The 11707-nt window shown below is 71.6% G+C and carries 12 protein-coding genes and 1 tRNA gene; 6 read left to right on the top strand and 7 right to left on the bottom strand.

Annotated features, from left to right (window positions below; translation table 11 throughout):
* Positions 1 to 13: 13 nt before the first annotated feature.
* On the bottom strand, positions 14 to 1501 hold the full coding sequence (locus IE134_RS05965; RefSeq protein ID WP_179892547.1) for a PP2C family protein-serine/threonine phosphatase: 1488 nt from the start codon (positions 1499 to 1501) through the stop codon (positions 14 to 16).
* 625 nt (positions 1502 to 2126) lie between these two features.
* Here IE134_RS05965 and IE134_RS05960 point away from each other — a divergent pair.
* Together IE134_RS05960 and IE134_RS34520 are read left to right on the top strand one after the other, a co-directional pair.
* Positions 2127 to 2870, top strand: a complete 744-nt coding sequence (locus IE134_RS05960; RefSeq protein ID WP_030707308.1) for a bifunctional DNA primase/polymerase — start codon at positions 2127 to 2129, stop codon at positions 2868 to 2870.
* Between the two features lie 528 nt (positions 2871 to 3398).
* Positions 3399 to 3686 (top strand): hypothetical protein, encoded by a 288-nt coding sequence (locus tag IE134_RS34520; RefSeq protein WP_306471755.1) that lies wholly within the window; start codon positions 3399 to 3401, stop codon positions 3684 to 3686.
* Between the two features lie 214 nt (positions 3687 to 3900).
* Here IE134_RS34520 and IE134_RS05950 read toward each other — a convergent pair whose 3' ends face one another.
* The 3 genes from IE134_RS05950 to IE134_RS05940 form a co-directional block, all read right to left on the bottom strand.
* The gene (locus IE134_RS05950) at positions 3901 to 4866 is read right to left on the bottom strand and encodes a DUF5926 family protein (RefSeq protein WP_189429776.1); all 966 of its coding nucleotides are present in this window, start codon (positions 4864 to 4866) and stop codon (positions 3901 to 3903) included.
* 155 nt (positions 4867 to 5021) lie between these two features.
* Positions 5022 to 5690, bottom strand: coding sequence for an ATP-binding protein (locus IE134_RS05945; RefSeq protein ID WP_098016514.1), 669 nt, complete (start codon positions 5688 to 5690; stop codon positions 5022 to 5024).
* A 116-nt stretch (positions 5691 to 5806) separates the two neighbouring features.
* Positions 5807 to 6643 carry a glycerophosphodiester phosphodiesterase gene (locus IE134_RS05940; protein ID WP_030707297.1) on the bottom strand — a complete coding sequence of 279 codons (837 nt, stop codon included), beginning with the start codon at positions 6641 to 6643 and terminating at the stop codon, positions 5807 to 5809.
* A gap of 201 nt (positions 6644 to 6844) precedes the next feature.
* Between IE134_RS05940 and IE134_RS05935 the strand changes: the two genes are divergently transcribed.
* Positions 6845 to 8599 (top strand): trypsin-like peptidase domain-containing protein, encoded by a 1755-nt coding sequence (locus tag IE134_RS05935; RefSeq protein WP_189429774.1) that lies wholly within the window; start codon positions 6845 to 6847, stop codon positions 8597 to 8599.
* 87 nt (positions 8600 to 8686) lie between these two features.
* Positions 8687 to 8776: transfer RNA gene (locus IE134_RS05930), tRNA-Ser, on the top strand.
* 67 nt (positions 8777 to 8843) lie between these two features.
* Here IE134_RS05930 and IE134_RS05925 read toward each other — a convergent pair.
* Positions 8844 to 9665: an aminoglycoside phosphotransferase gene (locus IE134_RS05925; RefSeq protein ID WP_189429772.1), complete on the bottom strand. Its 822-nt coding sequence runs from the start codon at positions 9663 to 9665 to the stop codon at positions 8844 to 8846.
* Between the two features lie 250 nt (positions 9666 to 9915).
* Here IE134_RS05925 and IE134_RS05920 point away from each other — a divergent pair, with 250 nt between their 5' ends.
* The gene (locus IE134_RS05920; protein ID WP_229823348.1) at positions 9916 to 10569 is read left to right on the top strand and encodes a DsbA family protein; all 654 of its coding nucleotides are present in this window, start codon (positions 9916 to 9918) and stop codon (positions 10567 to 10569) included.
* An 86-nt stretch (positions 10570 to 10655) separates the two neighbouring features.
* Here the strand turns inward: IE134_RS05920 and IE134_RS05915 are convergent, their stop codons facing one another.
* Together IE134_RS05915 and IE134_RS05910 are read right to left on the bottom strand one after the other, a co-directional pair.
* A complete protein-coding gene (locus tag IE134_RS05915; RefSeq protein ID WP_189429955.1) occupies positions 10656 to 10958 on the bottom strand; it encodes an RNA-binding protein in 303 nt (100 codons plus the stop codon).
* Positions 10959 to 10989: 31 nt separating this feature from the next.
* Positions 10990 to 11142, bottom strand: coding sequence for a hypothetical protein (locus tag IE134_RS05910; RefSeq protein ID WP_189429770.1), 153 nt, complete (start codon positions 11140 to 11142; stop codon positions 10990 to 10992).
* Between the two features lie 179 nt (positions 11143 to 11321).
* Between IE134_RS05910 and IE134_RS05905 the strand changes: the two genes are divergently transcribed.
* Positions 11322 to 11669: a PRC-barrel domain containing protein gene (locus IE134_RS05905; RefSeq protein ID WP_189429945.1), complete on the top strand. Its 348-nt coding sequence runs from the start codon at positions 11322 to 11324 to the stop codon at positions 11667 to 11669.
* Positions 11670 to 11707 lie beyond the last annotated feature (38 nt).

Genomic DNA, 11707 nt, shown 5'->3' with positions numbered 1-11707 from the left:
GGCGGCCGAGGCGTCAGTCGAAGTGGGCGGCGAGGATCACGACGTCCTCGGTGGAGTCGCTCCGGTCGAGGCCGTCGGGGAGCATCGCGCGCAGGACGTGGTCGGCCACGGCCGCCGGATCGTGCCGGCCCGCCTTCGGTACGGAAGCGGCGGCGGAGTGCAGCCGGGCGAAGGCGCGGTCCATCGCGTCCCCGGTGCGGCGCAGCAGCCCGTCCGTGTAGAGCAGCACCGTTTCGCCGGGGGCGGGGCTGAACTCCACGCTCGGCGCCTCCCAGCAGGCGAGCATCCCGAGCGGGGCGGAGAGCGTCGTCTCGACGTACTCGCAGCGCCGGTCGCCGAGGATCAGCGGCGGGGTGTGCCCGGCCCCGGCCAGCACGACCTTGCGGGCGGCGGGCTCGCAGTAGGCGAACAGGGCGGTCGCGGTCCGCGCGGGTTCGGTGAGCCGCAGCAGCAGTTCCAGGTCGGAGAGTACGGCGACGGGGTCCTCGCCCTCCATCACGGCGTACGCCCGCAGGCTGGCGCGGAGCCGGCCCATCGCGGCCATCGCGCTCGGCCCTGACCCGCCGACGGAGCCGACGGCGAGGCCGAGGGTGCGGTCGGGCAGCGGCAGCGCGTCGTACCAGTCGCCGCCGCCGCGGGGTCCGGTGCGGTGCCGGGCGGCGAGCTGGACGCCGGGGATCCGGGGGAGCCGACTCGGCAGCAGCTCCTCGGCGACGGCGGCGACGTCGGCCCGGGCGCGCTCCAGCTCGATCAGGCGGGCCAGGTGCTCGGTGGCGTAGCGCGCGTAGAGACCGGCGAGATGGCGCTGCTTCTGGGCGGGCTCGGCCGGTTCGTCATAGAGCCAGAGCGCCGCGCCGAGGCGGCCGGCCGCCTCGGCGGCCAGGGGGAGGGCGTAGCTCGCGGCGTAGCCGAGCCGGGTGGCGACCTCGCGGTGCCGGGGGTCGAGGTCCTGCTCGCCGAGCAGGTCGGGGGCGGCGATGCCGTCGGCCGTGTCCGGCAGCCCGTCGAGGACACGGCCCAGCGCGGTCGCCGCGCGCGGCACGGTCTCGAGGTGCCCGAGCTCGGCGTGGCTGAGCCCGAGACCGCGGGTGGCGGAGGGGCCTTCGCCGTTCGCCGGTTCCAGAACGAGAAGTCCGCGGCGGGCCCCGACGAGGGCGGCTCCGGCCTGCAACAGCTCGTCGAGGGCGGTGTCGAGGGTGCTCGTCGCGGCCAGCCGCTCGGTGAGTTCGTGCAGGGTCGTGAGGTCCGAGACCCACCCCGCCAGGCGGTCCTGGATGAAGGCTCCGGGCGGTCCCGGGACCTCTGTCAGGGGTGCAGGAGTCTGCGTTGAAACCGGAACCTCTGGATCGATTCCAGCCACTTTCGGCAGGTGTGGGGCGCTCATGGCAGCCAGCTTTCCGACCGGTGCGATTCGTCGAATAGCATCGCAAACCCCCATGTGATTCTGCGCCACTATCAGTGCATCCACATGTACACGCACAAGTAACCCGATGTCCAGCATTGTCCCTTCGGGGACCGGGCGATTCGTGCTCTCCCAGTGTCGGTTAACTTGGCCAAAAAATGCACCCTATGGACGCTATTTACGATCGACTGGGGCCGTTCGACAGGGGTACCTCCGGCGTCAGGTCGCCGGAGGAGCGTCATCCCGGGCATGCTGGGTACGTAAACGGTGATGTGCGGGCGCAGTTGTGATCGCCCAGGAACCCGGCAGTCGGGTTCGGGCGTCCTAACCCGTGAACGTGACGCCCCCGCCCCGGACGGCGGGGTTCGCACCAGGGACGGCAGGCGAGGCGCAGGCCACCCTCGCCCGGCGACCGCCGGCCCGGCTCGACCCGCTCGGTTCGACCCGCACGACTCCGCCGGAGCAGCACGACTCCGCTCGGTCGGTGAGACCTTGTCCGGTTCGACTCCGCTCGACTCTGCTCAGTTCGGCTCGGCTCTGTTCCACCTCGGATCGGTTCTTTTTCGGATCGATTCCACTCGGCTCGGCTCACGCTCGGTATCGACAGCACGCCCCGTACCGCGGAACTGACGAGCACGTACGCACAGCGAAGAGATACGCACGTGGTGTCACGCACGCGTGGCGTCATGTGGACTCGGCGTTCAACGGAAAGGAACGAGCGCTCATGCGCGAGATCCTCGGAAGGCGACGCAGGCTCCGGCTCCGGCGCAAGGAGGCGACCGCCCGGCTCGACGCGGCCCTGACCTGCGCCACCGTATGGCAGTGGCCCGTGCTTCCCGGAGTGGGGACGGCGCAGGCCGCCGACCCGTACGGCGAGAGCGCCGGCCTCGGCTGCGCCTGCCCCGAACCCGACTGCGCCGTACCGGGCGCACACCCCTTCGACCCCGGCCTGCTGGCGGCCACCACGGACGAGCGCATGGTGCGCTGGTGGTGGAGCAACCGCGCCACCGCCCCCGTGCTGCTGGCGACCGGCGGCCGCGCGCCCTGCGCGGTGAGCCTGCCCGCCGTGGCCGGCGCCAGAGCGCTGAGCGCCCTCGACGCGCTGGGCATGCGGCTCGGCCCCGTCGTGGCGACGCCGACCCGGTGGTCGCTGCTGGTCGCCCCGTACACCCTGGAGCGGCTCGGCGAACTGCTGTACGCGAAGGACTGGGTGCCCAGCTCGCTGCGGTTCCACGGCGAGGGCGGCTATCTCGTCCTGCCGCCGTCCCGGACCGGTGCGGGCCAGGTCCGCTGGGAGCGGCCCCCGGCACCGCTCGGAACGTCCGCTTCCGTGGTGTCGCGCGGACGGGCGGAGGGCGGCGCTCCGGCGGTCGCGGCCCCCTGGCTCCCGGATGTCGAGGCGGTCCTGGACGCCTTGGTCGAGGCGAGCACCGGCGCGCCGGGCGGGGGCAGCCGGCTCGCCTACTGACCCCCTGGGGCTGCGGGAAGGGGGCAGCCCGGCGTCCGGCTCACTCGAACGGGTGTGAGCCGGACAGGATCCGAGGTAATCGGGTGCCGGGCGCCCCGGCGGCACCTATTCCGTCGATATCGTCGGCCCGTCGTCAGCAATTCCGCGCAGTTGCCAGGTAGGGCCACCATGAATCTCCGCATGATCGGTCTCACGGCGGCCGTGGTGGGCGGATGCTTTGTTCCGCTGGTTGCTTCCGCGCACCCCGCCGTGGCTCCGGATGCCGTATCGGCCGATCTGGTCTCCGCGAAATCATCTGGCGAACCGCCAGAAAGTCGTAGGCCAAAGGTTTCTGATCAGCCATCCGGAGAAGATGGCGTCTCCCTTTCTTCGGCATTGCCGAAATCGCCATCGGGAATGAGCGCGGAAGCCGGTTCCCTGTCCGAGTTTGATCGCTCGGGTGCGGCGGCGTCTGAACGGTCGGGTGCGGCTGTCCGGTGCGGGCCCGAGGTGGTCGCACCGGAGGGCGTCGAAGCGCAGACCTGCGTCATGACCCGGGGAGACACGGTGTGGGCGCGCGTCTACTACCGGAATGCGACCGGTGAGGAACTCCGCCCCGTGCTGACGCTGATGGGGCCGGGCGGGCGGACCGTGGAGCTGCACTGCGCACCGGCCGCGCATGACGAGCCGGGCATCTGCGAGACGCCGCGCGTTCCCGCCTCGGGCCCGCCCGGATCCGTCACGGCGGTCGCGGAGTTCGCGGGCGCGGGCCGGGTGGAGGAGGCGCCGCTGCTGCTGCGCGCCGGATCGGAACGGGCACCGGGCGCCAGGGGCTGAGGGCCGCGCCCGGGGGTGTCACGGGGCGGGCCGCAGCCGGAAACGAGGACGCCCGGTCGCTGGCGACGGGGGATGCACCAGCGACCGGGCTTCCAGAACCGTAACAAGAGATCTGCTGTTCGCAAATTCGATCTCGCCTGTAGGGACGCGTATTTACTTGTGAGTACGGCGAGTTGTGACGCGGGTCACCGTCTGCGGCGTCCCGGTGTCACTGTCAGCTGAGAGTCACCTGACGGTTGGTGAGACCACCCCGGGCGCGCCGTTCCTCGGCGGCGAGCGGGGCGTCGGACGCGAGCGCCGTGGCCAGTCGCTCGGCGAACTCGACGGCGGGCTTCTCGCACGCCTCGGCCCCCATCGAGCTCGGCAGGTCCCAGACGGGGACCACGAGGCCGTGCGCCCGGAACGACCCGACCAGCCGGGTGTCGTCGCCGAGCGAGGAGGTGCCCGCGGCGTGCAGCCGGGCGAGCGCGTCGAGGAGCTGCTCCTCGGGGTGCGGCATGACCCAGCGCAGGTGGTTCTTCTCCGGGGTTTCGCACCAGTACGCGGCGTCGACGCCGGACAGCAGCGTCGTCGGGATCGCGGCGGCGTTCGCGCGCTCCAGCGACGCGGACACCTCGGCGGTGGCGTTCTCCGCGTCCGGCACCCAGAACTCGAACCCGGAATGTACCTCCGGCTCGAAGGCGGCGTCCGGGGCGAGAAGGTCCTGGAGGCGCGGGCCGTCGGCCGGTACGCGGCGGGCGGCGACCGGGGAGCCGGGCTCGGCCTCCAGGGCGCGCTGGAGGGTGTCCGCGAGGTCGCGGCTGAGGTCGCCGGAGGAGGTGTCGTTCTGCAGGGCGAGCAGAACGGAACCGTCGTCGCGGCGCAGCGCCGGCCAGGCCATCGGCAGGACCGTCGCGAGCTTCACCGACGGAACCCCTTCGGGCAGCCCGTCCTTGAGGGTCAGCTCGACCGTGGCGGCGGGCACCAGCTCGCGCAGCGCGACCCAGTCGCACTCGCCCGCCAGTCCCTCGAAGGGGCGATGCACGAGCTCGGTCACGGCCTGGGCGGCGGCACGACCGTGACATGCCTTGTAACGGCGGCCCGATCCGCACGGGCAGGGCTCACGGGCCCCGACGACCGGGATCTCACCGTCCTTGAGCTGCTGCTTCCCGGCCTTGGACTGAGGGCGCTTCTTGGCCATGGTGGGCATTCTCCCGATTGCGACAGTGCGGACTCGGCGCGAGCCTAGCCGCCCGGGGAGCCGTGCCCCGCCCACGTACGCGATCGGGCCTCGCCGTCCGCCCCGCCGGCAGACGCTCGCGGGCCCGTCCGCGCCGAGCCCCTTCGCCCGGGCTCTCAGCCCACGTCGTCGAGAACGTCGGAGAAGTCCAGGCCCTCGAACCCGGTGAGCCCGCCGACGCCGTTCGCGGCGGCACGGTTCGTACCGCTCGTACCGCGGCCGTTCCTGTCGGAGCCGCTGCCTCCGATGCCCGGCGGCTTCTTGGACGAGACCAGGGCCCAGACGGTGACCTCGCCGGGTGCGTCGTCCCGTACGCCCCACTCCTGGGCCAGGGCGCTGATGATGTTGAGGCCCCGGCCGCCGCGGGCCGTCACCGAAGGGGTGGCCGGAACCGGGCGGGTCGGGCCGCCGCCGTCCGTGACCTCCACGGTGAGCCCGCCGCCGGTGTCCACCCGCCAGGCGGCGCGGATGTCCCCGTCGCCGACGTCGGTGTGCCGTCCGAGCGGCCTGCCGTGCCGGCAGGCGTTGCTGAGAAGTTCGGAAAGGATCAGAACAGCGTCGTCGACGACCGCGTCCGACACCCCGTTGCCGCGCAACTGCTCACGCATCCGGTGTCGTGCCTGCCCCACGCCGGCAGGACCATGAGGAATGGCCATGCTCGACGACGCGGGCACCTCTTGTGCCACCACCAACGCCACCCCCGAAACCTCCTTTGCCCCACGCCACGGGTTGGATGCCCCACCGGGCTGGACCGGAAACCGGCCAATGCGCTGCGGGTGACGCACTCGTAACGATCGAACGCGCAGCGAATGCGCCGGAGCACACCCCGTAACGGTCGAGGTCGGGGGTGCGGCGCGTCCCTTTCCGTACCGATTCCCGACCAAACGCACCGCAGATGGTGCTAAACGCGACCCAGTTGGGACAGGACCTGCTTCGGGCGGTTGGTGATGATCGCCTCGACGCCGAGTTCGGCGCACAGCTCGACGTCGGCCGGTTCGTTCACGGTCCACACGTGCACCCGGTGCCCCGCGCGGTGCAGCCGCTCGATGTATCCGGGGTGGCTGCGCACGATCCGCATGCCGGGCCCCGCGATCCGGGCCCCGGCGGGCAGCCGCCCGTCGCGCATGCGGGGGGAGACGAACTGCATCAGGTAGACCGTGGGCAGCGTGGGGGCGGCCGCCTGGACGCGGTGGAGGGAGCGGGCGGAGAAGCTCATGATGCGGATGGGCGAGGGCCCCTCGGCGGGCGGATCGGCCAGCCCGAAGCGCTTCAGCAGCTGAAGGAGCCGTTCCTCGACCTGCCCGGCCCAGCGGGTGGGGTGCTTCGTCTCGATGGCCAGCTGCAGATCCCGCCCGGTGGCCCGCACCTCGGTGAAGAGCTCCAGGAGCCGTTCCAGGGTGAGTACGGAGGTGAGCTCGCCCGGCACCGGATCCCAGTCGGGCGACTCCTCGTGGTCCTTCCAGGAGCCGAAGTCGAGGGCGGCGAGGTCGGCGAGCTCCAGGGCGGACACGGCGCCGCGCCCGTTGGACGTACGGTTCACCCGTCGGTCGTGGACACAGACGAGGTGGCCGTCGGCGGTGAGCCGGACATCGCATTCCAGGGCGTCGGCACCGTCCTCGATCGCCTTGCGGTAGGCGGCGAGGGTGTGCTCGGGGGCGTCGTCGGAGGCCCCGCGGTGGGCGATGACCTGGATGGAGGTGTGCGCGCTGCGCTGCCGTGCGTGGGTCACCCGGGCCATGGTGTCACCGCCGCGGGGATGGCTGAGCACATGTCACCCTGGAGGTCTGTTTTGTCGGATGTAAAGATTGGTGTGCGGATGCACAGGTCCTGCTTACAGTGGCCCGACGTGTTGTGGGAAAAGCTGACCGCAGACACGTGCACAGCGGATTTCTTGCCGAATGCCGACTGGATGCCGAGTTGAACCGAGGAGCAAAGAGCTGTGAGCACCGAGAACGAGGGCAACGAGGACCGCGCCGTACCGGCCGTGCCGTCCGTACCTCCCGTGCCGGCCGACACTCCTGAACCGGCCGCCGACGAAACCACGTCACTGCCGCGGACGCCCGCGGCCCAGGACGCGCCGCCCGCGCACGACTCCGCGCAGGACACGGCGCGTCTGCCGGTGCACGACACGGGCGCGACTCCGAGCGGCCCGGCCGCTCCGGGTGCCTCCGGCGCTTCGGGCTCCGACGGCGCGTCCGGCGTATCCGACGCGGGGGCCCCGACCGCCGCTCCGGCGCACGCGGAGGCGCCGCGCCACAACCCGACGCACCAGGGCGCTCCGGGATCCGCGGGCGCGCCGGCGTACGGCCAGGGTGCCGCGCACCCGACCCCGAACCAGCCGCCTCAGCCGCCGCAGCACCCCCCGTACGGATCGAACCCCGCATACGGAGCGGAGCCCGACCTCCCCGCGGGCGCCGCTTCCTGGCCGCCGCCTCCGCCCGCCGTCCCGTCGTACGCCGGTGGGGACGCCGGTCACGCGTCCGGCGGTATCGGCAACGGGGGCGGCCACGGCCCGGTCTGGGGCGCTCCGGTCCCGCCCGGCACGGACCCCGCGGGCGGCGGCAGGAGCGGCAAGAGCAAGGCCGGCGGCCTGGTGGCGGCCGTGGCCGTGGCGGCGCTCGTCGCGGGTGGAGTCGGCGGCGCCCTCGGTTTCTGGGCGGCCGACCGCAACGACAACGGCTCCTCCGGCAGCTCGACCACGGTCTCGGCGTCGGACACCCCGAAGGACCTGAAGCGCCCGGCGGGCACGGTGGCCGGGGTCGCGGCGAAGGCGCTCCCCAGCGTGGTCACCATCGACGCACAGGGCGGCGAGGGCGAGGGCGGCACGGGCACCGGCTTCGTGTACGACAAGGAAGGCCACCTCCTCACCAACAACCACGTGGTGGCCTCCGCCGCGGAGTCCGGCGAACTGTCGGCGACGTTCTCCGACGGCAAGAAGTACGCCGCCGAGGTGGTCGGCCGGGCGCAGGGCTACGACGTGGCGGTCCTGAAGCTGAAGAACCCGCCGCAGGGCCTGGCGCCCCTCCCCCTCGGCAACTCGGAGGGCGTCGCGGTGGGCGACTCGACGATCGCGATCGGCGCGCCCTTCGGCCTGTCGAACACGGTCACCACGGGCATCATCAGCGCGAAGAACCGCCCGGTGGCGTCCGGGGACGGCCAGAGCAACAAGAACTCGTACATGAGCGCCCTGCAGACCGACGCCTCGATCAACCCGGGCAACTCCGGCGGCCCGCTGCTGGACGCGACGGGCGCGGTCATCGGCATCAACTCGGCGATCCAGTCGACCGGCGGCGGCCTCGGCCAGTCCCAGGCCGGCTCGATCGGCCTCGGCTTCGCGATCCCGATCAACCAGGCCAAGAACGTCGCCGAGCAACTGATCAAGACCGGGAAGCCGGTCTACCCGGTGATCGGCGCGACGGTGACGATGGAGGAGAAGACCGGCGGCGCGGCGATCTCCGCCGAGGGCGCGGGCGGCACCCCCGCCGTCACCCCGAACGGCCCGGCGGCCAAAGCGGGCCTGAAGGCGGGCGACGTGATCACGAAGTTCAACGACACCGTGATCGACAGCGGCCCGACCCTGATCGGCGAGATCTGGACCCGCAAGCCGGGCGAGAAGGTGACCCTCACCTATGAGCGCGACGGCAAGGAGGCCACGGCCGAAGTCACCCTGGGCCAGCGCGAGGGCGACAGCTGACCGGCTAGGCTGTCCCACGCGTCGAACCGGCCCCTCGCGGGCCTGACGGCCCATCGGCTTGCACAGCGACCGGGCGGGCCGACGCGGGGTGGGTTGCCCGAGCGGCCTAAGGGAACGGTCTTGAAAACCGTCGTGGCAGCGATGTCACCGTGGGTTCAAATCCCACACCCACCGCCAGGTGTACGGCCCCCGACCAGGAGTTTCGGTCGGGGGCCGTTCGCGTCGCACGGGGGAAGGGGCGCCACTAGCGGCTCATCCGGTGTGTACGCCAGGCCTCGGAGGCCGCCGTGAGGCGCATGGTCCACGGGGCGGGGTCGGCGTTGCTGATCTCGGCCCACACGTTCGCGTTGGCGGCGGCGAAGGCGGTGATGCCTTCGGCGGGGGCGGTGTGCCAGGAGGGGATCTCGGCGGCCCAGTGCTCGGCGGATGCGGGGGTGTGTCCGGCGGCGATGAGCCAGATGACCCAGTAGCCGGCGTCGAGCCACACCGCGCCGCGGGTCGCCCAGGCCCAGTCGACCAGGCGGGCCCGATCGCCCTGGGGAGCGTGGTCGTCGACCAGGACGTTGGTGTGGTTCAGGTCGGTGTGGAGGAGATGGGGCCCGGCGAAGTGGTGGAGGTCGTCGGGGTGGGTGGCGTAGTTCGCCAGGCGTTGTTCGGCGTGGCGCAGTTCGATGCCGGGGCAGGGGGTCTTGCCGAGGCGGCGCAGGAGGGCGGCGACTTCGGGGAGGTCGGGGGAGCCGGGGGCGTAGTCGGTGTGGTGGCCGTCGAGGGCTTCGAAGCCGAGGAGGTCCCAGCCGTCGGTCTCGACGCGCCAGCGGAGGGCGGGGGCCAGGCCGGTGTGGAAGGGGGCGACGGCGGCTTCGCGGCGCTGGGTCCAGGCGCGGGGGTGGTCGGTGCGCAGGCCCTTGATGTGCCAGGTGCCTGTGGCGGAGGTGACGCGTTCCGCGATCTCGCTGTTGAAGCCCTCGGTTGTCTCCTTGACTGTGAGGAGGGGGCCGGTGTGCTGCTCGATGGCGGCGCGGGCGGCGGGCGGCAGTCGGTCGAGGCCGATGCGGGTGGTCGCCATAGGGCTTCACTCTTCCACGACCCGGGTGACCCGCGAGCAGAAGAGCCGCTGCGGGGAGCCTTGTTGCGGCGGTGAAGGTCCTCGGGCCGACGGCCGTAATTGCTGGGAGATTCGTGACCTAGAGCTACTACAGTCTGCGCGATCAAGGGGAGGGGATCCGCAAGTGGGAGACGTAAGACGATCGGCAGTCACCATCGTGGCCGCACTGGCTGTGCTCATGATGGCGGGATGCGCCCCGAGGGGGCAGTCCATGGATGGAGCAGGCGGTGGCGCACCTGCGCCTCCGGCCTACGCGGGGGTCGGGGAGCTGCCGGAGGAACTGGCTGCGGACGGCACGACTGTCGTGGTGGGCGACCCGGCCGCGGCAACCACGGTTCGGCTGTACGAGGACCCACGCTGTCCCGTCGTCGAGGAGTTCGAGGAGTTCGAGGCGACCGGCGCCCCGGCGCTACGCGAGATGACGCTGCGCCGTGAGGCCAAGACCGAGTACACCCTCGCGTCCTTCAGGGACGACCGCGTCGGCGGCGACGGATCGAAGAGGGCGGTCAACGCCCTGCGCGCGGCCCTGGACGCGGGCAAGTTCACGGAGTACCACGCCGTGATCTTCGAGAACATGGTCGTGAACGAACTCGCGGGCGGCTACACCACGGCCTCACTCCTGAAACTCGCCGACCAGGTCGAGGGGCTGCGGGGCGAGACGTTCGACTCCGCCGTGACGACGATGAAGTACGAGGACTTCGTCACCGCTTCGCAGAAGGCCTACGAGGCCGCCGGTGGTGACGACCCCCGCGGCCCCGGCACCCCCACGGTTGCCATCAACGGCACGAAGGTCGAGGGTGACCGGCACAACTGGCTCTTCGAGAGGGAGTCGTTCGCCGCGCTTCTGGCCTCGGTGCGCAACTAGATTCATACCAGGACGAGTTCAGGTCGCCTTCGAGTTGGGGCTGCCCGGCCGTCCGGGCATGTGCGGGGCACGCGCCGCTGACCGACTCAGAAGTGATCGTTCCATTCACCGAGCCTGATCCTCACCTGCCTGTTGTGCTCGGTGTGCGAGACAACCTCGCCACTGACCTGAGCTCCCAGCGCTGGAAGACGTGCATGGGGTGGCATGGAGCCGATGTCTGCCATCCCGAGCGCGTTCGGCGCACCGACGATGCGAAGGAAAACCCCGAAGTGCCGGCGGATGATGACCTGGCCCGTGATCCGAGTGCCCACGGGAAGAGCAGCCTTGGTTGCTGACCACTCCCGGCAGTCGTCGGAGGAGGGGCCATCGGGCCTGGCGTACTCGGTCACGAGTCCATCGTGTCAGGGAGATCGTTCGACCTCAATGCTTGCCGACTCCCCCGAAGAGCTCATCGGTCATCGGCATCATCGACAGGCCTTGGCCGAGACGTACCACTGCGGATCCGGGAAGCTCCCGCGACGCGATCCGCAGTACCTCGTCGCCCGCGACGACCGCCTGCACGTCGTACCCCACCCCGCGCCTCCTTCCACCGACCGGGGGTTCATCCTGCCGGACACACGGGAAGCGCTCCTCTTCGATGCGGTCGGGCTGCTTGGCGGGCCCGGACCGGGGCATCAGCCCGGTGACGCGATCGGTAAGGCGTCGTGAGGTGTCCGGCGTGCGTCGCCGGGTGGGAGTGAGGAGACGTGGCTGTGGGCGATGTGTGGGCGTTCGGGCGGGACAGTGGCTTCGTCGGGGGGCAGGAGCTCGTGGGCTTCGACGTGGAGTCCACCGACGGGGTCATCGGGCATGTGGAGCGCCTGGAGGACGAGCCCGGCAAGCAGCACCTGGTGGTCGACACCGGGGTGTGGAAGTTCGGCAGGAGCGTGCTGATTCCGGCCGGGGCGGTGACCGTCGTGGACGGTGAGGAGCGGAAGGTGAAGGTCGCGGCGTCCCGGGAGGAAGTCAAGTCGGCTCCCCGGTTCACCACCGACAGTGAGACGACCGATCACGGGTATCTGGCCGAGGTCGGGGCGTACTACGTCTCCCTGCGGGGCTGAACCGGCAAGGGGAACCCAGCGGTGCGGCCCCCTCCCTC

It is taken from the genome of Streptomyces rubiginosohelvolus (assembly GCF_014649875.1).
GTDB lineage: Bacteria > Actinomycetota > Actinomycetes > Streptomycetales > Streptomycetaceae > Streptomyces > Streptomyces rubiginosohelvolus.
This window is presented reverse-complemented; position numbering and strand designations above follow the sequence as displayed.

What these genes read in the sequence shown, in the direction of transcription:
- IE134_RS05965 (WP_179892547.1), bottom strand. Translation starts at nt 1,501, where the DNA reads ATGCTGGACATCGGGTTACTTGTGCGTGTACATGTGGATGCACTGATA.
- IE134_RS05960 (WP_030707308.1), top strand. Translation starts at nt 2,127, where the DNA reads ATGCGCGAGATCCTCGGAAGGCGACGCAGGCTCCGGCTCCGGCGCAAG.
- IE134_RS34520 (WP_306471755.1), top strand. Translation starts at nt 3,399, where the DNA reads ATGACCCGGGGAGACACGGTGTGGGCGCGCGTCTACTACCGGAATGCG.
- IE134_RS05950 (WP_189429776.1), bottom strand. Translation starts at nt 4,866, where the DNA reads ATGGCCAAGAAGCGCCCTCAGTCCAAGGCCGGGAAGCAGCAGCTCAAG.
- IE134_RS05940 (WP_030707297.1), bottom strand. Translation starts at nt 6,643, where the DNA reads ATGGCCCGGGTGACCCACGCACGGCAGCGCAGCGCGCACACCTCCATC.
- IE134_RS05925 (WP_189429772.1), bottom strand. Translation starts at nt 9,665, where the DNA reads ATGGCGACCACCCGCATCGGCCTCGACCGACTGCCGCCCGCCGCCCGC.
- IE134_RS05920 (WP_229823348.1), top strand. Translation starts at nt 9,916, where the DNA reads ATGGATGGAGCAGGCGGTGGCGCACCTGCGCCTCCGGCCTACGCGGGG.